Source organism: Mycobacterium uberis (genome assembly GCF_003408705.1).
GTDB classification, from domain to species: Bacteria; Actinomycetota; Actinomycetes; order Mycobacteriales; family Mycobacteriaceae; genus Mycobacterium; species Mycobacterium uberis.
This window is the reverse complement of the sequence record NZ_QAYL01000006.1, coordinates 118,996-137,843: the sequence shown is the minus strand read 5'-3', so window position 1 is coordinate 137,843 and position 18,848 is coordinate 118,996. Positions and strand designations below refer to the sequence as shown.

23 protein-coding genes and 2 pseudogenes are annotated in these 18,848 nt (G+C 59.7%); 16 read left to right on the top strand and 9 right to left on the bottom strand.

What is annotated here, in order from left to right; translation table 11 throughout:
- Positions 1-114: 114 nt before the first annotated feature.
- The 3 genes and pseudogenes from MUBE_RS19945 to MUBE_RS15105 form a co-directional block, all read right to left on the bottom strand.
- A pseudogene (locus tag MUBE_RS19945) lies at positions 115-1,972 on the bottom strand (GMC family oxidoreductase N-terminal domain-containing protein).
- Positions 1,969-2,317, bottom strand: a pseudogene (locus MUBE_RS19325) (hypothetical protein). The pseudogenes MUBE_RS19945 and MUBE_RS19325 overlap by 4 nt, the downstream one beginning before the upstream one ends.
- Positions 2,318-2,678: 361 nt before the next feature.
- Positions 2,679-3,176 carry a hypothetical protein gene (locus tag MUBE_RS15105; RefSeq protein WP_133297054.1) on the bottom strand — a complete coding sequence of 166 codons (498 nt, stop codon included), beginning with the start codon at positions 3,174-3,176 and terminating at the stop codon, positions 2,679-2,681.
- Positions 3,177-3,462: 286 nt separating this feature from the next.
- On the opposite strand from MUBE_RS15105, the gene MUBE_RS17285 reads away from it, so the two are divergent.
- Both MUBE_RS17285 and MUBE_RS17280 read left to right on the top strand, forming a co-directional pair.
- The gene (locus MUBE_RS17285; protein WP_243632837.1) at positions 3,463-3,627 is read left to right on the top strand and encodes a GntR family transcriptional regulator; all 165 of its coding nucleotides are present in this window, start codon (positions 3,463-3,465) and stop codon (positions 3,625-3,627) included.
- A gap of 74 nt (positions 3,628-3,701) precedes the next feature.
- Complete coding sequence (locus MUBE_RS17280; protein WP_243632836.1) at positions 3,702-3,839, top strand: hypothetical protein; 138 nt, start codon at positions 3,702-3,704, stop codon at positions 3,837-3,839.
- Positions 3,840-3,936: 97 nt separating this feature from the next.
- Here the strand turns inward: MUBE_RS17280 and MUBE_RS17275 are convergent, their stop codons facing one another.
- Both MUBE_RS17275 and MUBE_RS05110 read right to left on the bottom strand, forming a co-directional pair.
- Positions 3,937-4,119: a hypothetical protein gene (locus tag MUBE_RS17275; protein ID WP_243632835.1), complete on the bottom strand. Its 183-nt coding sequence runs from the start codon at positions 4,117-4,119 to the stop codon at positions 3,937-3,939.
- 42 nt (positions 4,120-4,161) lie between these two features.
- Positions 4,162-5,013: a DUF3109 family protein gene (locus MUBE_RS05110; RefSeq protein WP_116539726.1), complete on the bottom strand. Its 852-nt coding sequence runs from the start codon at positions 5,011-5,013 to the stop codon at positions 4,162-4,164.
- A gap of 83 nt (positions 5,014-5,096) precedes the next feature.
- Here MUBE_RS05110 and MUBE_RS05105 point away from each other — a divergent pair, with 83 nt between their 5' ends.
- The 11 genes from MUBE_RS05105 to MUBE_RS05065 all read left to right on the top strand — a co-directional run bounded on the left by MUBE_RS05105 (position 5,097) and on the right by MUBE_RS05065 (position 12,783).
- Complete coding sequence (locus tag MUBE_RS05105) at positions 5,097-6,116, top strand: Ppx/GppA family phosphatase (RefSeq protein WP_207801665.1); 1,020 nt, start codon at positions 5,097-5,099, stop codon at positions 6,114-6,116.
- Positions 6,113-7,186 carry a hypothetical protein gene (locus MUBE_RS05100; protein WP_116539725.1) on the top strand — a complete coding sequence of 358 codons (1,074 nt, stop codon included), beginning with the start codon at positions 6,113-6,115 and terminating at the stop codon, positions 7,184-7,186. Before MUBE_RS05105 ends, MUBE_RS05100 begins: the two co-directional genes overlap by 4 nt.
- A 28-nt stretch (positions 7,187-7,214) precedes the next feature.
- Positions 7,215-8,057 carry a sugar phosphate isomerase/epimerase family protein gene (locus MUBE_RS05095; protein WP_116539724.1) on the top strand — a complete coding sequence of 281 codons (843 nt, stop codon included), beginning with the start codon at positions 7,215-7,217 and terminating at the stop codon, positions 8,055-8,057.
- Complete coding sequence (locus tag MUBE_RS16280) at positions 8,054-8,293, top strand: hypothetical protein (RefSeq protein WP_207801658.1); 240 nt, start codon at positions 8,054-8,056, stop codon at positions 8,291-8,293. Before MUBE_RS05095 ends, MUBE_RS16280 begins: the two co-directional genes overlap by 4 nt.
- A complete protein-coding gene (locus tag MUBE_RS19320) occupies positions 8,265-8,426 on the top strand; it encodes an acyl-CoA thioesterase domain-containing protein (protein ID WP_341537695.1) in 162 nt (53 codons plus the stop codon). Before MUBE_RS16280 ends, MUBE_RS19320 begins: the two co-directional genes overlap by 29 nt.
- A gap of 174 nt (positions 8,427-8,600) precedes the next feature.
- Positions 8,601-8,840: a hypothetical protein gene (locus MUBE_RS16275; RefSeq protein WP_207801657.1), complete on the top strand. Its 240-nt coding sequence runs from the start codon at positions 8,601-8,603 to the stop codon at positions 8,838-8,840.
- 139 nt (positions 8,841-8,979) lie between these two features.
- Positions 8,980-9,852 (top strand): pyrroline-5-carboxylate reductase, encoded by an 873-nt coding sequence (proC, locus tag MUBE_RS05085; protein ID WP_207801656.1) that lies wholly within the window; start codon positions 8,980-8,982, stop codon positions 9,850-9,852.
- 140 nt (positions 9,853-9,992) lie between these two features.
- Complete coding sequence (locus MUBE_RS05080; protein ID WP_116539722.1) at positions 9,993-10,253, top strand: cell division/environmental response transcriptional regulator; 261 nt, start codon at positions 9,993-9,995, stop codon at positions 10,251-10,253.
- Between the two features lie 154 nt (positions 10,254-10,407).
- Positions 10,408-10,509, top strand: coding sequence for a 30S ribosomal protein bS22 (locus tag MUBE_RS05075; protein WP_003402602.1), 102 nt, complete (start codon positions 10,408-10,410; stop codon positions 10,507-10,509).
- Between the two features lie 70 nt (positions 10,510-10,579).
- Positions 10,580-11,698, top strand: coding sequence for an SDR family oxidoreductase (locus tag MUBE_RS05070; RefSeq protein ID WP_116539721.1), 1,119 nt, complete (start codon positions 10,580-10,582; stop codon positions 11,696-11,698).
- The gene (locus MUBE_RS05065; protein ID WP_116539720.1) at positions 11,680-12,783 is read left to right on the top strand and encodes a lysophospholipid acyltransferase family protein; all 1,104 of its coding nucleotides are present in this window, start codon (positions 11,680-11,682) and stop codon (positions 12,781-12,783) included. Before MUBE_RS05070 ends, MUBE_RS05065 begins: the two co-directional genes overlap by 19 nt.
- A 32-nt stretch (positions 12,784-12,815) precedes the next feature.
- Here MUBE_RS05065 and cmaA2 read toward each other — a convergent pair whose 3' ends face one another.
- The 4 genes from cmaA2 to MUBE_RS15555 all read right to left on the bottom strand — a co-directional run bounded on the left by cmaA2 (position 12,816) and on the right by MUBE_RS15555 (position 15,931).
- Positions 12,816-13,733: a cyclopropane mycolic acid synthase CmaA2 gene (gene cmaA2, locus MUBE_RS05060; RefSeq protein WP_116539719.1), complete on the bottom strand. Its 918-nt coding sequence runs from the start codon at positions 13,731-13,733 to the stop codon at positions 12,816-12,818.
- A 20-nt stretch (positions 13,734-13,753) separates the two neighbouring features.
- Positions 13,754-14,254 carry an FAS1-like dehydratase domain-containing protein gene (locus tag MUBE_RS05055; RefSeq protein ID WP_116539718.1) on the bottom strand — a complete coding sequence of 167 codons (501 nt, stop codon included), beginning with the start codon at positions 14,252-14,254 and terminating at the stop codon, positions 13,754-13,756.
- A 103-nt stretch (positions 14,255-14,357) separates the two neighbouring features.
- Entirely contained in the window at positions 14,358-15,269 is a 912-nt protein-coding gene (locus tag MUBE_RS05050) for an HAD family hydrolase (RefSeq protein WP_116539717.1), read from the bottom strand.
- 494 nt (positions 15,270-15,763) lie between these two features.
- Positions 15,764-15,931, bottom strand: a complete 168-nt coding sequence (locus MUBE_RS15555; protein ID WP_165849707.1) for a hypothetical protein — start codon at positions 15,929-15,931, stop codon at positions 15,764-15,766.
- Positions 15,932-16,096: 165 nt separating this feature from the next.
- Between MUBE_RS15555 and MUBE_RS05040 the strand changes: the two genes are divergently transcribed.
- The 3 genes from MUBE_RS05040 to hemC all read left to right on the top strand — a co-directional run bounded on the left by MUBE_RS05040 (position 16,097) and on the right by hemC (position 18,822).
- Positions 16,097-16,366 carry a glutaredoxin family protein gene (locus MUBE_RS05040; protein WP_116539808.1) on the top strand — a complete coding sequence of 90 codons (270 nt, stop codon included), beginning with the start codon at positions 16,097-16,099 and terminating at the stop codon, positions 16,364-16,366.
- 92 nt (positions 16,367-16,458) lie between these two features.
- Complete coding sequence (locus MUBE_RS05035; RefSeq protein WP_116539716.1) at positions 16,459-17,862, top strand: glutamyl-tRNA reductase; 1,404 nt, start codon at positions 16,459-16,461, stop codon at positions 17,860-17,862.
- A gap of 12 nt (positions 17,863-17,874) precedes the next feature.
- Complete coding sequence (gene hemC / locus MUBE_RS05030) at positions 17,875-18,822, top strand: hydroxymethylbilane synthase (protein WP_165849721.1); 948 nt, start codon at positions 17,875-17,877, stop codon at positions 18,820-18,822.
- Positions 18,823-18,848 lie beyond the last annotated feature (26 nt).

The following is an 18,848-nucleotide window of genomic DNA, read 5'->3' as shown; positions in this document are numbered from 1 at the left end:
CTGGGGTTATTGTCACTGTCCACTGGTTGCGGTAGTGTGTGTGCGTTGAGAGCGTCGGGCTTTATACTATAAAGCGAGAAATTAACTATGCTTCCGCCTAGGGTGCGTGCTCGATCAGTGTGCGGTTACTGCCTTGTTGGCCACGGCCAGCGTCAGCGCCATGGATCGATAGCTGCGGGTTCATCTCCTCCGGGTAGCTGGGCAGGATCGGTGCGTCGGCAACTCGTATACAGTCAATGTTGCATAGCCGGCTTCTGTCGTCGATCGGGCAAAGCTGTTCATCGGAACCGGCGGCCGCAGTCCCGGTGAGATGGAAGACGGTTAGGTGCAGCTGTCGAGGATTGCATCGGCGTAGTGTCTCCTGCAGCGCAGGCAGCGACGTCACCGTCGTCGTGTTGGGCAGATCGGTGAGTATCTTGACCGCGTCGGCGAAAAAGAGTAGCCGGCCGATAGTCTCCATCGCGACGAGCAGCTTGGCGTAGTTGACCTGGGTACAGTGGTGGCGCATAAGCGTTTCGCTGCGCACCGACAGAATTGAGTCAACGCCGCAATCGGCTATCATCGTGCCAAATGTCGCCACGTGCGGCGCCCGATCCAGCTGGTAGAGCCGTTTAGTGCCTTAGCCGGGGAAGACCATCGACCCCATACGCGGTAGCGTAGCGGTGACTTTGAATAAACACGCCAGCTGATTCGTGAAACTCGTGGAAGACGGCGTTTTGGAGCACGCCGCTTCACGCGACAACATCCGCGTTGAATCGCTTGGCCAGCATGGTCGCCGGATGCAGTGTGTGTTTTCGGACCAGCCACGGATGTACGCCAAAACGCTGCGCCGCAACAGCATCGGTGTTTCTGTAGTGCCGGCAGCGATGATAACGGTTTCTGCTAACATGTCGACTGCGATGTCGTCGAGATAGCATTCCGTAGGCGCGTCTGTTCTGGTAAAACACTCGTTTGACGCGCCTGCGGGAGTGATTTGCGTGCCGACAGCGCACGTCCTCCGGTAATGGGTTGAGGTGTACGCCGAACTTGACGTTGTGTGGGCACCTGATTGCGTATTGGCAGCTGCCTGCACAGCCCGGGTGTGTTGCGCGGAATGGGCACCGTTTGCCAGGCCATCGATTTGGCGGCGTCGAGCAGCAGACGTCTGTTGCGGCCCATGGTTTCTAGCAGCACCAGCGCGACCTGTAGTGTGTGCTCGACGTCGCCGAGATGCCCGGTCATCTGCTCCGGATCGGCCAGACCGAGACTGAATTTGTCGTGCCAGCGTCGTTGCACAGCCACCGGCGGACGAAAGCAAGTGCCGGAAGTTAACGACAGTAGTGCTGACGACCGCCGCCGATCGTCAGCGCCAACGATTGGTCGTACCAACCGATGGTGGTACCGGCGCTGCTGTATAAGCCGGCATAGCGGTCAATTGGGTGGCTGGTACGAAACTCGTTGACCGTCCAGCGACGACCCCTTTCGAGCACGACGGTTCTGACGTCGTCTCGGGCCAGGGCGTGGGCCACTATGGCACAGTCGGCGCCGGACCCGACGATCACCACGTCGGTGGTAATGACGGAAACGCTGGCCGGTACGGTCAAGGCGGTGTCGGGGCGAGCCGCGTCATGCTGATGGGCGCGAATTAACAGTTTCACCGCTTAGGTGTCAGCGCCGTTGGCCAGCAAAATGATCACATCCATGAGTCGTACTGGCATCCGGCGCTCAGCGCGTCGACTTTCCGCAACATCTGATTCCGTTGGCCGGGGTTAAGTCGTGACGGCGGCCGGGCCGGTGGTGAGATAATTCGTCGTGGTCAGCGAGAGCAGACCAGCACGCAACGCTTATCGTACCGGGGAGGCAGCTGGGTTGGGTAACGGTCAACGCGCGCTACCATCTGGGGTCATGATAAGCTGCCGTGTTCTTCAGGTAGCAGCGCGATGCCGCACGAGGCTAACGAAGCGGTCCGAGTTCGATCGGTGAGACGGCTCATAGCATGCGCCCAAGCTGCTGTCCCAGCTTGAGAAAGAACGGGTGGGTCGTGAATATTCTCCCAGCCGCTGCGTGCAGCGACCATCTCGCTTTGTTCGTCTTGACGTCGAAAACCCCGCTGTTCCACATGAAGTCGCGGTTATTTCGGGCGCGGAAAGGACGCCGGAACACACCGAGGCTGGGTACGTTGTGATAAAATTAAAACGAATTGTCGAAAAACGCCGAGGGTGGTGGCCTAGGCTACATCGCGACGGTCGGCGGGTAGACAGCGCTCGATCAGGATGCCTGTGGTAAGCGGCAGCGGGTCGAGGAGGAAGCCCGCGGATCGGGTCCTTTTCGTTGATATTAGGGTGTCTCGACGCCGTGCAGCCTGATTTCGGCATGCCCGATTTCCAGCACCGGCTAGTGCCGGTCGCCGATATCGATGTGGATGTTGGCCTGTTTCGGTGTTGGTGCGCACTGCCACGGCACCGTCGACATCAGCATATTTCAGGCTCACGAACGGTCAGCGGGCTGGTCGACGCGGATGAGCATGTTGTGGGCGCCGATGCATCCTTCACAGCTGCCAGTGCCGCAGACCGAGTGTTGTCCGTACCTGCAGCAACGGAAAAAAGCTTGTGGGCCAGTTCTTTCCGTCAGTATGGAAACGAACGCCATTGGAGCAAGCCGGTGCAGTCCTGGTGTATGCGACACCACGGCGGCAGCCTCTACGATGTTGCCGCCACCGAGGTCGGCATGGATCCATCCCAGTGTTGTGCGTTGTAGTGTCCGTAGATTTGGACTCCACTACCACGCCATCCGTCGACGCAGTGGGTGGTGTTGCCGACTGCCAGCGAACCGGTGAAGTCGATGGTGGGTGCGATGATCACCTGAGTGCCTGGCAGTATCTCGTGCTCTCGTGCTAGGTGCGGAAATGTCCACAGAGGAGCATCGGTGTCTTTCCAGGACAGATCCCAGCTGAGTGATCGTGCGTGTCCAGTCAATCCTCCGGTGCGGTCCATACACCCGCAGCATCGAACCAAGCCATGCCGGTTGCGGGTTGGATGGGTTTGGGGCCGAAACGTTTGGTGCGCGGTGAACCGTCGGCTGGAAACCAGGGTTGTCCACCCATGCACGTACGGGGTGCCTGGGTGAGGACATGGGCCGTCGCGTCCCGCGGTGAAGCTGGGTCGTCGAGCAGTGCCACGTTGAGAAATGGGCGCCACCACCTTGCCGGTTAATCCACAAGCTTAACATGCGTCAGCGGATCCGACAGAGTGTCGTACCAGGCTTGTAGACTCCAATTTAGCCTCGCCGGCACGGGGCTGCGGTAGCTCGAAGATTGTCGTTCACTGCTCTACCCTCCGGTCAGATGGTCACCGGACTACACGCTCAGTGGGTTGTGCTGCCTGGATACACAGTGATGGTTTGGCGATCTCATTGGTTCATTCACCGTATTGGTTGAGCTAATGAATTCAGTCGAGGGTAATTCAGCTGCCTGATCGCCGGTGTGTGGACGAGCAAATCGCTGCATTGATTGCCGACACTATCCTGGGCGGTGCTTTCCCGTCGAGCGCGACCCTGCCGCACGAGTGGGAGCTGGCTGAGCAGCTAAGCGTTAACCACACGTCGTTGCGACAGGGTCTGGCCTGGGCTGTAGCAGAGAGGTCTTATTGAGACCTGGTATAGGAGCGGCAACGTGGTATGCGATCCCGCAGTCCTTTCCCCATCCGGTAGTCGTCGAGGCTTTAGTGTGGAAACTGGGTCCCGCGTTCCTGATCGAGCTGTTGGAGGTCTGCGCGGCCTTAGGTTCTCTAAATTCGGTTATTTGGCAGCCGACCGGCCGCACACCCGATAATGCCGAGGCATTGTGCGCTGCCCTGGCCTGAATGTATGGGGAAGAGATGGCTCCCAGCGCATCAGGCCCGGCCGACCTCAACCTATTTTCGTGTGCTCATCCACAGCACCCGCAACCGTGTGTTGGGGTTATTGTATCGTTGGGGTGAGCACACCTTCAGCGGCCGCGAGCATGACCTTACTGGGGCCTACGCCCCACCCTGACCTTGTGGTTGCTGACTTGTGAGCCGGCATTGGGGCCGCACTGGCGCGTAACGCAGCGGCGGCCGTTGCGTCGGTCGAATTGTACTTGCAGGCCAGCGCGCTGCGCATGGGTCCAGTCGTACCTAGAAGGCGGTACTCGCTGGTCAGGAGCTACGGGGCCGCCCGCGTCGCTGGGTGCACTGCGATGAGCCCTAAACTGTTGCGGTGTTTACACATCGTCGCTAGCTCGGTGTACACTTTCTTACCCAGCAGTTTGGCGAGTTCGTCGGCTAGGCTCTCCCAGATCTGCTTACTGCCGACATGGCTGGCCGGATCGCCGGTGCAATACCAATGCAAATCCGCGCCACCGGAGCCCCAGCCGCGGCGGTCATATTCGGTGACCGTGGTTTTGAGAATTTCGGTGCCGTCGGCTCTGGTTACCCACTCCTGGCTGCATCGAATAGGCAGTTGCCAACAGACATCGGGTTTCATCGTCAGTGGTGGCACACCTAGCTTGAGGGCTTTGCTGTGCAGCGCGCAGCCAGCGCCTGCAGGGAACCCGGGTCGGTTTAGGAAGATACAGGCGTCCTTGTGTTTTCGGATTCGGAATTGGGATTGGCCATCATGCTCGTCAAGTTCCGAGTAGCCCTTGCGGCCCAGGCCTTTTGTGCGGAATTGCCAGTCGTCGGGGCTGAGCTTTTTTACCGCGTCGTCCAATCGCGCGCGGTCGTCATCGCCCGATAAGAATGCACCGTGTGAGCAGCAGCCGTCGTCTGGCCGACCGGCCACGGTGCCCTGGCACGCAGGTGTGCCGAACACACACGTCCAGCGTGACAGCAGCCAGGTGAGGTCGGCCGCGATAAGGTGCTCGGAATTGTCCGGGTCGTAAAACTCTACCCACTCGCGGGCGAAATCCAAGTCGACCTCTTCCCCCGAATATACTAGTTTCAGGTCCGAGTTTGCCACGGGTTCAACGTTAGACCACGATTCTGTACCGCCCGACCGCTGACATCCCGCGCGCATTGTCGCCTGGCGGATTTGTTTTGCTGGGATCCTCAGTGGGTTGTGCAGTGCCCGCAATCGTCAGCCGGCTAGGTTGGTGTTCTGTGCGATTGGGTGTGCTAGACGTGGGTAGTAACACGGTCCATCTGCTCGTGGTGGATGCCCATCGCGGCGGACATCCAACACCGATGAGTTCGACGAAGTCCACGTTGCGAATGGCCGAAGCCACGGACAGCTCGGGCAAAATCACCAAGCGCGGTGCCGACAAGCTAGTTTCCACAATCGATGAGTTAGCCAAGATTGCCGTCAGTTCCGGCTGTGCTGAGTTGATGGCCTTTGCTACGTCCGCGGTCCGCGAGGCAGAAAATTCCGACGATGTGTTGTCTAGGGTGCGCAAAGAAACCGGTGTCCGATTGCAGGTGCTACGCGGCGTCGATGAGTCGCGGCTGACCTTTCTGGCGGTACGACGGTGGTTTGGATGGAGCGCGGGGCGAATCATCAATCTTGACATCGGCGGCGGCTCGCTGGAGCTATCCAGCGGTGTCGATGAGGAGCCCGAGGTCGCGTTATCACTGCCGCTTGGTGCCGGACGGTTAACTCGTGAGTGGCTGCCAGGTGATCCGCCCGGCCGGCGTTGGGTGGCAATGCTGCGCGACTGGCTGGACTCCGAACTGTCGGATGCTAGCGTGACCGTTCTGAAAGCGGGCAGCCCAGATCTCGCGGTAGCAACGTCAAAGACGTTTCGTTCGTTGGCACAACTCACTGGCGCGGCGCCGTCGGCTGCGGGACCACGGGTGAAGAGGACGCTAACGGCCAACAGCCTGCGACAACTCATCGCATTTATCTCTAGGATGACGGCGTCTGACCGTGCCGAACTAGAAGGGGTAAGTGCCGAACGGGCGCCGCAAATCGTGACGGGCGCTTTGGTGGCGGAAGCAAGCATGCGAGCGCTATCGATAGAAACGGTGAATATCTGCCCGTGGGCATTACGGGAAGGTCTCATCTTGCGCAAACTTGACAGCGAGGCTGATGGAACAGCACTAGTGCAGACCTCTGTGCGGGATGCTAGAGGTCAAGAGATTGATCGGAACGCAGCTAACCGATCGAGAGGCGACAAAGCATGACCGGACAACACAAAGACACCGAGAGCCCTCGCCCCCGGCCGATCTCGGTGGCCGAATTGCTGGCTAAGAATGGCACCATCGGCGCCCCTGAGGTCAGTCGGCGTCGCCGCCGCCGGGGCGGTGATAACGACGCTGTCACGGTCTCGGAGCTGACTGGGGAGATTCCGACCATTCACGATGACTACGACGACGAGCAGCATCTGGCAACCATCCACGCTCATTGTGCCAACGGAGGAGTCCCGGTTGTTGAGCTGGCCGTCCAATCCCACGCAGCATCTGCTTCCGAAGATGTCATAGCTGCACCACCGGTCGACGACCACGGCCACGTCCAACCCGGGTATTGGTCCGAGCCTGAACCACGTTGGCCCAAATCGCCGCCGCCCACCCAACCCGGGTCGGGACCGCAACGGAGTGCTTACCCGCGGCCTTTGTTCCACGTCGGCGACGACCCCCGGCATCCGGTTGCTTTGACCAACACCGCGGCTCCGCAATCCGATGCCGAGATGATGAACCCCGATCCAATTGAGCACTTCGCCGACATCTCGGTGAACGTGATAGACTCCGAGATGGGCGCGACCGAATTAGCGGTAGAGGATTCAGCGTACGTGCGTTCCTACTTGCAAGTGTCAGCCGCGGCGCTGTTCAGCGAGCACACCCTCGCCGATGAGCTAGTTAGACGGCAAGGTCACGAACACGCTGTAGCGGGGCCGCCGGCCATCGAAGCGGCTCTCAAGGACGATCATCTCGATCTGCACACTGATCTTGCTGGCATGGCTTCAGCAGCCCGCAGCTGGCGGAGCAGATTCAAAGGGCTGTGGCGCGGTAGCTTAATCGTGCTGCAGTCGGTGCTTGCCGTTATGTTCGGCGCGGGATTGTTCGTTGCCTTTGACCAGTTGTGGCGTTGGAATAGCATCGTGGCGCTGATGTTATCGGTGTTGGTGATTCTCGGTCTGGTGGTTGGTGTGCGGGTAGTTCGTAGAACCGAAGACATCGCCAGCACACTGATAGCGGTTGCGGTTGGTGCACTAATCACTCTGGGGCCGTTAGCTCTGTCCTTGCAATCAGGCTAGGTTCAGTTACTCAGAACCACGTAGATCTTTGCGCCCAGCAATCAAAGTCGGTCTGTCGACGGCCTCGGTGTACCCGTTGAGGGCCGAGGCTGCATTTGAGTATGCGGCCAGGCTCGGCTACGACGGGGTCGAGCTGATGGTGTGGGGTGAATCGGTCAGCCAGGACATCGACGCCGTCAAGAAGCTGTCGCGGAGCTATCACGTGCCGGTGCTATCCGTGCATGCGCCCTGCCTGCTGATTTCGCAAAGGGTGTGGGGTGCCAACCCAGTCCTAAAACTGGAGCGCAGTGTGCGAGCCGCCGAACGACTGGGCGCGCAGACGGTCGTCGTGCATCCGCCGTTCCGTTGGCAACGGCGCTATGCCGAGGGATTCAGCGACCAGGTGGCTGTGCTGGAAGCAGCTAGCGACGTAATGATCGCCGTCGAAAATATGTTCCCCTTTCGGGCCGACCGGTTTTTCCGAGCTGACCAGTCGCGGGAACGGATACGCAAGCGTGGGGGTGGCCCGGGTCCGGCGATCTCGGTGTTCACGCCTTCTTTCGACCCACTGGACGGCAACTATGCACATTACACCCTGGACCTATCACACACCGCGACCGCGGGCTCCGATTCGCTGGAGATGGCGCGGCGGATGGGAGCGGGGCTGGTGCACCTGCACTTGTGTGACGGCACCGGATTGCCCGCCGATGAGCACCTGGTACCCGGCCGTGGCACGCAACCTACCGCTTCGGTGTGTCAGCTGCTGGCTGGCAGAGACTTCGCCGGTCACGTGGTGCTCGAAGTGTCCACGTCCAGCGCGCGTTCGGCGACTGAGCGTGAAACTATGCTGGTGGAATCGTTGCAATTCGCTCGCACGTACCTGCTACGGTGACTTTCGTCGAGATCTCTGAGGACTACCACGCACTATTCACCACCGCAATGACGCTGCGGGAGGTCGATGTCAGTGTATACCAAGGTGAACTTAATCAGTACTATACCATCAGATCCAAGGTGCACGACGGTGCTATAGCTAGCATTGTGCGCCAACGACACTCGCACCGCCTGCGGTGGCGAATCGGGTGGATTTCAATCGGTCGTCGTGTCGGCCAGCTTCCTGTGGACGCCTGATTCAGGATCGATACGATTGACGATGTCGATCCGTAAACGTGGCCGTTGGATCAATGTGATCGATGCCGAGCTCATCCAAGATGGCCCAACCGTGGTACACGTCATGGTCAACTTTGGCGAGCCAGAGCATTAGGGTCGTTGGTGACAGTGAGGCTTTCGCAGTTGCACACTTGTTGTCGGCGAGCCCTGTCGTGGGTCTGATGGCGCCGGAACCGCTCGACGATCTCGCGCTGATCCGGCTTGGTCACCCGATGGCCAGCCTGGTCTGGTGCACTTGGGTGAAGGTTGTGGTGTCCGGCCGGTGCTATTGACGCCGGCCCTCGGCAGGAATGGGTCGGCCGAGTGGCCACCGGTAATCCAGGCATGGGTGCACTCACGTGGCATTGCTCCCCAGGTGCTGTTTGCTCTCATGTGCGGAGGTTTGTCGGCACTGGTGACTAATGGCCGTGGGTCGCACCCGCTGGTCACCTATCGTCGCACCTACAACCTTATCTTCGGTGTTTGTCCACCGACAGGCTGGCTACGGTTGGCCTGTACCTGCTTATAGATGGGGCAAGACTGACTCCAGCAGGATAACATCGTCATCTCCCAAATTAACTGTATCATAGCGCAGTCGTACCAACTGGTGTTGGTGCCGCCCTGCCTGGTATTACGGCTACGCCGAGCTGTCTGGGATGCTTTCCAGCATGGCAAGAATTGCGATCATCGGTGGCGGCAGCATGGGAGAGGCGTTGCTGTCGGGGCTGCTACGGGCGGGGCAGCAGGTTAAAGACCTGGTGGTGGTCGAACGGATGCCCGATCGTGCCCGGTACCTGGCGGATACCTATTCGGTGTTGGTGACGTCAGTAACCGACGCGGTGGAGAACGCAACGTTTGTCGTTGTCGCTGTGAAGCCGAGCGACGTCGAATCGGTGATGGGGTACCTGGTTCAGGCGGCCGCTGTCGAGAACGACAACACTGAGCAGGTGTTCGTGAGCGTGGCTGCTGGTGTCACGATCGCCTACCTCGAGTCCAAGCTACCGACTGGTACACCGGTGGTCCGAGCCATGCCGAATGCGGCCGCGCTCGTGGGCGCGGGGGTGACCGCGCTTGCCACGGGCCGTTTCGTCAATAGCCAACAACTTGATGAGGTTTCGGCTCTGTTCGATGCGGTCGGCGGCGTTCTAACGGTTGCTGAGCCGCATATGGATGCGGTGACTGCGGTATCGGGTTCGGGACCGGCATATTTTTTTTTGCTGATAGAAGCTCTGGTGGATGCCGGCGTTGCGGTGGGTCTGACTCGTCAGGTAGCCACTGAGCTAGCCGTGCAGACCATGGCTGGGTCCTCGGCAATGCTGTTGGAGCGCATGGATCAAGATCGGCGTTCGGTCGAGGTAGCGTCACTGGACGCGCGGGCGGACACCACGGTGGCGCAATTGCGCGCCACGACTACCTCGCCTGGTGGTACTACCGCCGCTGCGCTGCGTGAACTTGAACGTGGCGGACTGCGGGTGGCGGTCGACGCGGCGGTTCAGGCCGCCAAAAGCCGGTCTGAGCAGCTCAGAATTACATCGGAATAATTCAAGGTTTTTGAACCGATTGTCCCCCACCAGTACCAGTAACCCCACTAGTCCCGGTATTCTCCTTTTTGTATGCACGTGTGGGTGCCAGCGGAGGGGAAGTCGCTGGCATCGCGCGTGCCTGACACGATTGGGTTGCGATGACGTCTACGAATGGGCCCTCGGCGCGGGATTCAGCTGGCAAATCGGTGCGGGACACCGGTTCAGTCGAGAGTCAGCAGGCCCGGACACAATTTCTCACTGTGGCCGAGGTGGCGGCGCTGATGCGGGTCTCCAAGATGACGGTGTACCGGCTGGTACACAACGGCGAATTGCCGGCAGTTCGGGTCGGGCGGTCCTTTCGAGTGCATGCTAAGGCTGTCCACGACATGCTCGAGACGTCGTACTTCGACGTGGGCTAGCTTAACTCTTGGCCCGACTGTGAACTTTCGCGACGGTGACCTCGTGTGTCGCGTTGTGCAATTTACAGTCGGCACCTGTTTGGTGTTCGATCCGGCCACCCGGGTAGGGTGAATGGGAAACTTTCTTCCAGCTGGTAACGAGATAGCAGAGTTCATGGGTTCAGTAATCAAAAAGCGGCGCAAACGTATGTCCAAGAAAAAGCATCGCAAGTTGCTGCGCCGCACCCGGGTGCAGCGAAGAAAACTAGGCAAGTAACCGCCGTTGCTTGTGTTGGTCTTCATGCGGTTGTAACAGCAATGTTTCACTTGGCCGCTAGGCTGACTGGGTGGATTCTTCACGTGGTCAGTGCGGTGCCGGGCTAGACTCTACCGTACACTACCCAAAGGTAGTGCTGGTTACTGGTGTTTGTCGCTTTCTCGGGGGTTATCTGACTGCTCGGCTGGCGCAAAACCCGTTGATCAACATGGTCATTGCGGTGGATGCAATCGCGCCTAGTAAGGACATGCTGCGTCGGATAGGTCGCGCGGAATTCGTTCGTGCCGATATTCGTAATCCATTTATATTCAAGGTGATTCACAACAGCGAGGTCGACACGGTCGTGCACGCCACCACGGCATCCTGTGCTCAGCGGTCCGGCGGTAGTGCGGCGTTGAAGGAACTCAATGTGATGGGAGCGATGCAACTCTTCGCCGCCTGTCAGAAGGCGCCCACAGTCCGTCGCGTTGTGCTTAAGTCGACCTCAGAGGTGTACGGATCGAGTGCCCGCGATCCGGTGATGTTCACCGAGGACAGCAGTAGCCGACGTCCCTTTCGCGAGGGTTTCGCTAAGGACAGTCTCGATATAGAGGGTTACGCGCGCGGGTTAGGTCGGCGTCGGCCCGATATCGCGGTGACTATTCTGCGGCTGGCCAACATGATCGGCCCAGCGATGGATACCACGTTGTCACGGTATCTGGCCGGGCCGTTGGTTCCCAAGATGTTCGGCCGTGATGCACGGCTACAGCTGCTCCACGAGCAGGATGCGCTCGGCGCGCTGGAGCGTGCGGCGATAGCCGGCAAGGCTGGCACCTTCAACATCGGCGCCAGCGGCATCATGACGCTTTCCCAGGCGATCCGGCGTGCCGGCCGGATCCCAGTGCCGGTGCCTAACTTTGGCGTCTGGGCACTTGATTCGTTACGGCGGGCGAATCGCTACACCGAAGTCACTCGGGATCAGTTTGATTACCTGAGCTATGGCCGGGTCATGGATACCACCAGGATGGTTTCCGAACTCGGCTACCAGCCGAAGTGGACGACGGCCGAGGCGTTCGATGACTACGTTCGCGGCCGAGGTTTGATTCCCATAATCGACCCACATCGGGTACGCTCCTTGGAGGGTCGCGCCATAGCCTTAGTGCAGCGTTGGAGTAGCCTAAGTCTAATTCCATGGGGTGGGGTCAGGTAGATATCGTGGTGGGTGAAACCAGAGCGAATGTCATTCCGTTGCATACCAATCGGGGTCGTTTAGCAACACAGCGGGAAGCCGGTCATCCAGCCGACCGGTCTCGTCAACATCCCTCGTTACTTTCTGATCCGTGCGGCTGTGCCTCAGCTGAACAGATTGCGGCAGTTGTCCGCGAAATCGATGTACATCGGCGTGCCGCCGGCGTGACCAGCTTGTCGGGGACGACCGATGGAGCACCACTTAGTGAACTTGCCCAGCGCGTTGCCGCCGTTGCCGGGTTCCTTCGGCAACGGTTGATTGGTGACTACACGGTCGACGAGTTCGGGTTCGATCCGCACTTCAACAACGCGATCGTTCGACCTTTGCTTCGGTTTTTCTTCAAGTTATGGTTCCGGGTCGAAGTTAGCGGTATCGAGAATCTGCCAAGCACAGGCGGAGCATTGGTGGTGGCCAATCATGCCGGTGTGCTGCCGTTCGACGGGTTGATGCTGTCGGTGGCGGTGCACGATGAGCATCCAGCGCAACGGGACTTGCGACTGTTGGCAGCCGACATGGTGTTCGACTTGCCAGTGGTCGGCGAAGCCGCCCGCAAGGCTGGGCACACCATGGCCTGTATGGCGGATGCTCACCGGTTGCTCGCCTCCGGTGAGTTGACTGCTGTGTTTCCGGAGGGCTACAAGGGTCTGGGCAAGCGCTTCGAGGACCGGTATCGGTTACAGAGGTTTGGTCGTGGCGGCTTCGTCACGGCTGCGTTACGCACCAAGGCACCCATTGTACCGTGCTCGATCGTCGGTTCGGAAGAGATCTATCCAATGTTGATGGATGTCAAGCTGCTGGCGCGGTTGTTCGGTTTGCCGTATTTCCCGATCACACCGCTGTTCCCGTTGGCTGGGCTGGCGGGCCTCGTGCCGTTGCCGTCGAAATGGCGCATTGCATTCGGTGAGCCGATTTACACCACTGACTACGCCGTTACCGACGCCGAAGACCCGATGGTCACCTTCGAGCTGACCGACCAGGTGCGTGAGACGATCCAGCAGACGCTGTATTGCTTGCTCACCGGGCGCCGCAACATCTTCTTCGGCTGAGTGTGGGCCGCGCTGATTATTGTGTCGCGCAGCTACTTAACCAGAGTGAACTGGCAGACGTCGGTGTACTGGTTGCGGAACAAGTCAGAGCAACCCGTCAGGTAATGCATGTAGGTGTCGAAGACCTGTTGCCCCTGCAGTGCGATGGCCTCGTCTTTGTGCGCTTCCAACGCTGCAGCCCAGGCGTTCAGGGTCAAGACGTAATGGGACCCGATCCGGTGGTACCGCTCGACCTGGAAACCGGCGTTGGATGAATAGTGGTCGATCTGCGGGATCTTTGGCAGCCGGCCGCCAGGGAAGATTTCGGTCAAGATGAACTTTATGAAGCGGAGCAGGCTCATCGGCGTAGTCAAGCCTAGCTCTTTGGCTTCCTCGGCATCAGGAACGATAATCGTATGCAACAGCATCCTGCCGTCATCTGGCAGCACACTATAGCACATCTTGAAAAAACTGTCGTAACGCTCGAATCCGGCGTCACCCGCGCCGTCGGCAAAGTGCTCGAACGCGCCGAGTGAGACAATGCGGTCGACTGGCTCGTCGAATTGCTCCCAGCCCTGCAGCCGCACATCCTTGGTGCGAGAGCTGTTCATCTCAGCGAACTTTAGCTGGCTGTAGGCGAGCTGATTCTTGCTCAGCGTCAAACCGATCACATTAACGTCGTACTTTTCGATCGCATGCCGCATGGTCGATCCCCAGCCGCAGCCGATGTCGAGCAGTGTCATACCGGGTTCTAACCCGAGTTTGTTCAGAGCGAGGTCACGTTTAGCGCGCTGGGCCTCTTCCAGCGTCATGTCGGAGCTCTCGAAGTATGCACAGCTGTAGGTCATCGATGGATCGAGCCACAGTTTGAAGAACTCATTCGATCGGTCGTAATGTGACTGGACGGCTTCGACCGGCGGCTTCAGCTGGGTAAGCGGGGTTTTAGCCGGATGGCTCTGTGACGGAACCACGGTTCGCCTTTCTTATTGACTCATATCGACGCGATTGCGGCGACGGTTTCTTCAGGGGCAGCATCTTGGTGTGCCGCTTCACCCAGCATGGTGACGATGCTAGTGACAATCGGCTTGCCCCCTGCATCGGTGACTTCGCTGCGAATTTCTGCGATCACAGTACCGTGGGACTCGATCACCGAGTCAAGGTAGGTGTTGAAGTAGAGCTTATCCTGCGCGAGGATCGGGCAGTAAAAACGAAATTTCTGGTCTCGATGGAAAACCCGAGCGATATTGATCGGGATGTTGAATTTGGTAAAGATCTCAAGCTGCACGCGTCGCCCAGCGATCGCCAGGAAGGTCAGCGGGGCTACTAGCGCAGGGTATCCAGCCTCAACGGCTGCAGCCTCGTTGTAGTGAATCGGGTGGTCATCTTTGACCGCGATCGCGAACTCGCGGATTTTCTCGCGTCCAACTTGGAAGTGATCCAGCTGCCGGTAATGCTTGCCGATGAGTCCTTCGGCCTCTAGGGGAACTGTCATGACGCTAGGCTCTCCGCTCTATCATGGGCTTAATCGCATAGTCTATCAGCGTGATTGGCGTTGCGATGCGTAGGTTCGATGTGGTCGGTGCTCCTCTCGCGCGTTATTCGCGCTCGCGGCGACGCGACACGGCTGCCGCCAACGCACCTCCTGCAGCACCCAACGCCAAGGCCGATGGCACCCCGATCCGCGCGGCCTTGCGAGCGGTTCGAAAGTCGCGGATTTCCCAGCCCCGTTCCCGGGCCAGACTACGTAGTCGGGCGTCCGGGTTGATGGCGACCGCCGTGCCCACCAACGACAGCATAGGCACGTCGTTGTAGCTGTCGGAGTAGGCGGTGCAGCGCTTCAGGTTAAGGCCCTCTCGGATAGCCAGCGACCGGACTGCATGCGCTTTGCCGGCTCCATGCAGGATCTCGCCGACCAGGCTGCCGGTGAATATCCCATTGACCGACTCGGCGACTGTTCCCAGTGCGCCGGTTAGGCTAAGTCGACGTGCGATGGTGGCAGCGAGTTCGTATGGTGTGGCAGTGATCAGCCACACCTGCTGGCCGGCATCAAGGTGCATCTGGGTGAGCTCGCGGGTGCCAGCCCAGATTTTGTCAGCGATGATTTCGTCGTAGATTTCCTCGCCCAGAGCGACTAGCTCGTCGACAGATCGTCCCTCGATGAACGCGAGCGCTTTGCGCCGGCCGGCGGCCACGTCCTCGCTACTTTCTCTGCCGAGCAACTGAAACTTAGCCTGAGTGTAGATGAATCCGAGTACATCGCGATAGGTAAAATAATCGCGAGCGGCCAATCCGCGACCGAAGTGCACCGCCGACGAGCCCTGCACTAGCGTGTTGTCGACGTCAAAGAATGCCGCCGCGGTCAGGTCAATCGGTGGTTGCGGACGGGTCCCTGTGTCGGCTACTGCTGTGCGCATGTCGTTAAGCGCCTGGTGGGCGTTCGCGTTGTCGGCCAGGGAATCCAGGTCAATGCGACCGTTATGTGCGCTGCCCAGGTCGGGGGAAGCCATCGCGAAACCTCCTAAATCGCTGCGCTTGCCCGGTGGCCGGCTCAGTGGCCGACATCAACCCTATCTGGCAAATGTGTTGCGGAAGTTTACGCATCTAGTCGGTGAGTCAGCGTCGCGACGTTTATTGCGAATCGCTGAGGTTATGCTCAGCGGTCCAGCAGCTCACGACCACATCGCCAAATTCGTTTATATGGCGTCAATGTAATTATGGTGCGCGGTCGCACCGGCGGTCTGCAACTACGCCAACGTGTTGTGCATTATCGCTTCGCCACGGGCCCAGTGGCGGAGCTCCTTGGCGTGTGCCATCGCATCTTGTCTCGACCACGTTGCATGCAGACTAGCTACCAGAGAGTCGATTTCGGCAAGCATATTTTACTACATAGCTGTTACAGTTCAGCTGTTTGCTGTACCGCATCGGCCAACATATTTGGAATCCACGCGCAACATTCCAGCCACTGTTGGCCTCTAGTCGTGTCTCCGCCGATGCCTCCTTGTTACTTCTGGCAGCCATCGCTGGCTTTGGCTATCAGCTTCGCTAACATCGGTGGACTTACCTCCACTTCGCCGGCGCCGCGACAGCCGGCTAGTATCTTGGTGAGCTGACTGTCGAGGCCGTCCACCTGATTCCGCAGATCTTCGGCATCTTCCCGCGCAGCGCTCAAGCGAACCCCTGCAGCACCACGGGATCGGCATGAAGGTTGTCCGGGGTAGTCATGGTGGTAATTTGGCGAGTACTGAGTCGGGCCACAACTTACTATGGGTTCACTCTAATGCTTATTAGGTTCACTCGGAAAGCCTACCGGTGGCGGCTGCCACACTAAATGGCTATGATTAACGTGCCAAATCGGCCGCAGGTTGAGCTGCTCACCCGCGATGGGTGCGCTATCTGCGTGCGGGTACATGCTCAGCTGACTGAACTAGCTGGTGAACTGAGCTTCGATCTGACGATGACGGATGTCGACGCTGCGGCGCTAGCGGGAAACCCTGGGCTGCGGGTGGAGTTCGGCGACCGGCTGCCGGTGATCCTGCTTGACGGCTGCGAGCATAGCTACTGGGAGGTCGACGAGGCCCGGCTCCGCGCAGATCTCACCCGCTAACGGTATTTGGTAGCCCACTCGATCAACGTCTACCGTAGACACCAGTCTGCCTACTGGAGGAAAGCAAGTGGAGCTGGCCAAGTGATGCTGCCGTGAGCATCTTGCTCTTCGGGGTTTCGCACCGCAGTGCACCGGTAGCGGTCTTGGAACAACTCAGCCTGGAAGAATCTGATCAGATCAAGATTGTCGACCGAGTGCTGCAGTCTCCGTTGGTTACCGAGGCGATGGTGCTATCGACCTGTAACCGGGTCGAGGTCTACGCTGTGGTGGACGCGTTCCATGCCGGATTGTCAGTGATCGGGCAGGTGCTTTCGGAATACTCTGCGATGTCGATCGGCGACCTGACCAAGTACGCCTACGTACGATACAGCGAAGCTGCCGTCGAGCATCTGTTCGTGGTGGCCAGTGGTCTGGATTCAGCGGTGGTCGGCGAGCAGCAGGTGCTGGGTCAGGTGCGCCGCGCGTATGCCGTTGCTGAGGCTAACCGCACGGTCGGCCGGGTGTTGCACGAGGTGGCCCAACGAGCATTGTCGGTGGGCAAGCGGGTGCATTCCGAAACCGCCATCGACGCTGCTGGGGTCTCAGTGGTGTCAGTCGCCCTTGGCATGGCCGAACGCAAGCTGGGCGGGCTGGCAGGCCGGACCGCGGTAGTGATCGGCGCTGGTGCGATGGGCGCACTCTCGTCGTCGAACCTGACCCAGGCCAACATCGGGCACATCACTGTACTTAACCGGTCGTTGTCTCGAGCGCGGTGGCTGGTTGGCAAAATCGGTGAATCGGGCGTGCCTGCGGAGGCGCGGACGCTAGATCAGCTTGCCGAGGCACTGGTGGACGCTGACCTAGTGGTCAGCTGTACGGGGGCGGTAAGCCCCGTGGTTTCGCTGGCCGACGTTCACCATGCGCTGGCTGCCATGCGTCGTGACGAAACGACTTGGCCGCTAGTGATATGCGATTTGGGTATGCCGCGCAATGTGGATCCGGCGGTGGCCAAACTGCCCGGCGTTTGGGTTGTCGATGTGGACGGCGTACAGCGTGAACCGTCGGCTCATGCAACTGCTGCCGACGTCGATGCCGCACGCCACATTGTGGCGGCGGAAGTGGCCACCTATCTGGTCGGGCAGCGGATGGCCGAGGTGACCCCCACAGTGACGGCGTTGCGTCAGCGAGCTGCCGATGTGGTCGAAGCGGAGTTGCTGCGCCTAGACCACCGGCTGCCCGGACTGGAAAACGCCCAGCGAGAGGAGGTGGCGCGCACTGTGCGACGGGTGGTGGATAAGTTACTACACGCGCCTACCGTGCGGATCAAGCAGCTCGCCAGTGCCCCCGGTGGTGACAGCTACGCCGAGGCGCTGCGTGAGCTTTTCGAGCTTGACCAGACCGCCGTCGACGCGGTCGCCACGGCAGGTGAATTACCTGTGGTGGTAAGCGGATTTGGCGACGCTACTAGGCGCGGCGAAAGTGCCACGCAAGACAGCTCGAAACATCCCGCCGAGTAGTGATTGGCCCACGTGATCCGGATAGGCACTCGGGGCAGTCTGTTAGCCACTACTCAGGCTGCGCTCGTTAGAGACGCTCTCATCGCCAACGGGCATCCCGCGGAGTTGGTGATCGTCAGCACTGTGGGCGATCAATCGTCTACGCCCATCGAAAGTTTAGGTGTGGGTGTCTTCACCACTGCATTGCGTGAGGCGATCGAAGAGGGTTGCGTTGATGCCGCGGTTCATTCGCACAAGGATTTGCCGACCGCCGACGACCCGCGGTTCACGGTGGCGGCGATACCGCCACGAAGTGATCCCCGCGACGCGGTAGTAGCTCGCGATGGGCTGGTTCTTGCGGAATTGCCGGCCGGATCGCTGATCGGCACGTCTTCGCCGCGGCGGGCGGCCCAACTTAGGGCATTGGGTTTCGGTTTGGAAATCCGCCCCCTACGAGGCAACCTAGATACCAGGTTGAACAGGGTAAGCAGTGGTGATCTTGATGCCATCGTGGTGGCTCGGGCCGGATTGGCCCGATTAGGCCGCCTCGATGATGTCACCGAGACGTTAGATCCGGTGCAGATGGTGCCAGCATCGGCTCAAGGCGCGCTTGCGGTCGAATGTCGCGTCGGTGACAGCCGGTTGGCAGCAGTGCTGGCGGAGTTGGACGACGCAGACACGCGTGCAGCGGTCACCGCGGAGCGAGTTCTGCTCGCCGAACTGGAGGCCGGCTGCTCCGCACCGGTGGGCGCGATCGCTGAAGTGGTCGAGTCCATCGATGAGGAAGGCCGCGTTTTCGACGAATTGTCACTGCGTGGCTGCGTAGTGGCGCTGGACGGATCTGACGTGATCCGCGCTTCCGGCATCGGCACGTCCGGTCGGCCAAGCGAGCTTGGGCTCGCGGTCGCCGCGGAGTTGTTTGAGCTAGGTGCCCGGGAGCTGATGCGGGGAGCGCGACCAGACCGGGCGCTAGGAAGTTGAATGGAGCTAGGAAGTTGGATGAGAGT

Excerpts from the sequence above, each read along its gene's own strand:
- MUBE_RS17275 (WP_243632835.1), bottom strand. The coding sequence starts at position 4,119 with ATGCGCAGCGCGCTGGCCTGCAAGTACAATTCGACCGACGCAACGGCC.
- MUBE_RS05110 (WP_116539726.1), bottom strand. The coding sequence starts at position 5,013 with ATGCGCGCGGGATGTCAGCGGTCGGGCGGTACAGAATCGTGGTCTAAC.
- MUBE_RS05100 (WP_116539725.1), top strand. The coding sequence starts at position 6,113 with ATGACCGGACAACACAAAGACACCGAGAGCCCTCGCCCCCGGCCGATC.
- proC (WP_207801656.1), top strand. The coding sequence starts at position 8,980 with ATGGCAAGAATTGCGATCATCGGTGGCGGCAGCATGGGAGAGGCGTTG.
- MUBE_RS05080 (WP_116539722.1), top strand. The coding sequence starts at position 9,993 with ATGACGTCTACGAATGGGCCCTCGGCGCGGGATTCAGCTGGCAAATCG.
- MUBE_RS05075 (WP_003402602.1), top strand. The coding sequence starts at position 10,408 with ATGGGTTCAGTAATCAAAAAGCGGCGCAAACGTATGTCCAAGAAAAAG.
- MUBE_RS05065 (WP_116539720.1), top strand. The coding sequence starts at position 11,680 with ATGGGGTGGGGTCAGGTAGATATCGTGGTGGGTGAAACCAGAGCGAAT.
- MUBE_RS05055 (WP_116539718.1), bottom strand. The coding sequence starts at position 14,254 with ATGACAGTTCCCCTAGAGGCCGAAGGACTCATCGGCAAGCATTACCGG.
- MUBE_RS05050 (WP_116539717.1), bottom strand. The coding sequence starts at position 15,269 with ATGGCTTCCCCCGACCTGGGCAGCGCACATAACGGTCGCATTGACCTG.
- MUBE_RS05040 (WP_116539808.1), top strand. The coding sequence starts at position 16,097 with ATGATTAACGTGCCAAATCGGCCGCAGGTTGAGCTGCTCACCCGCGAT.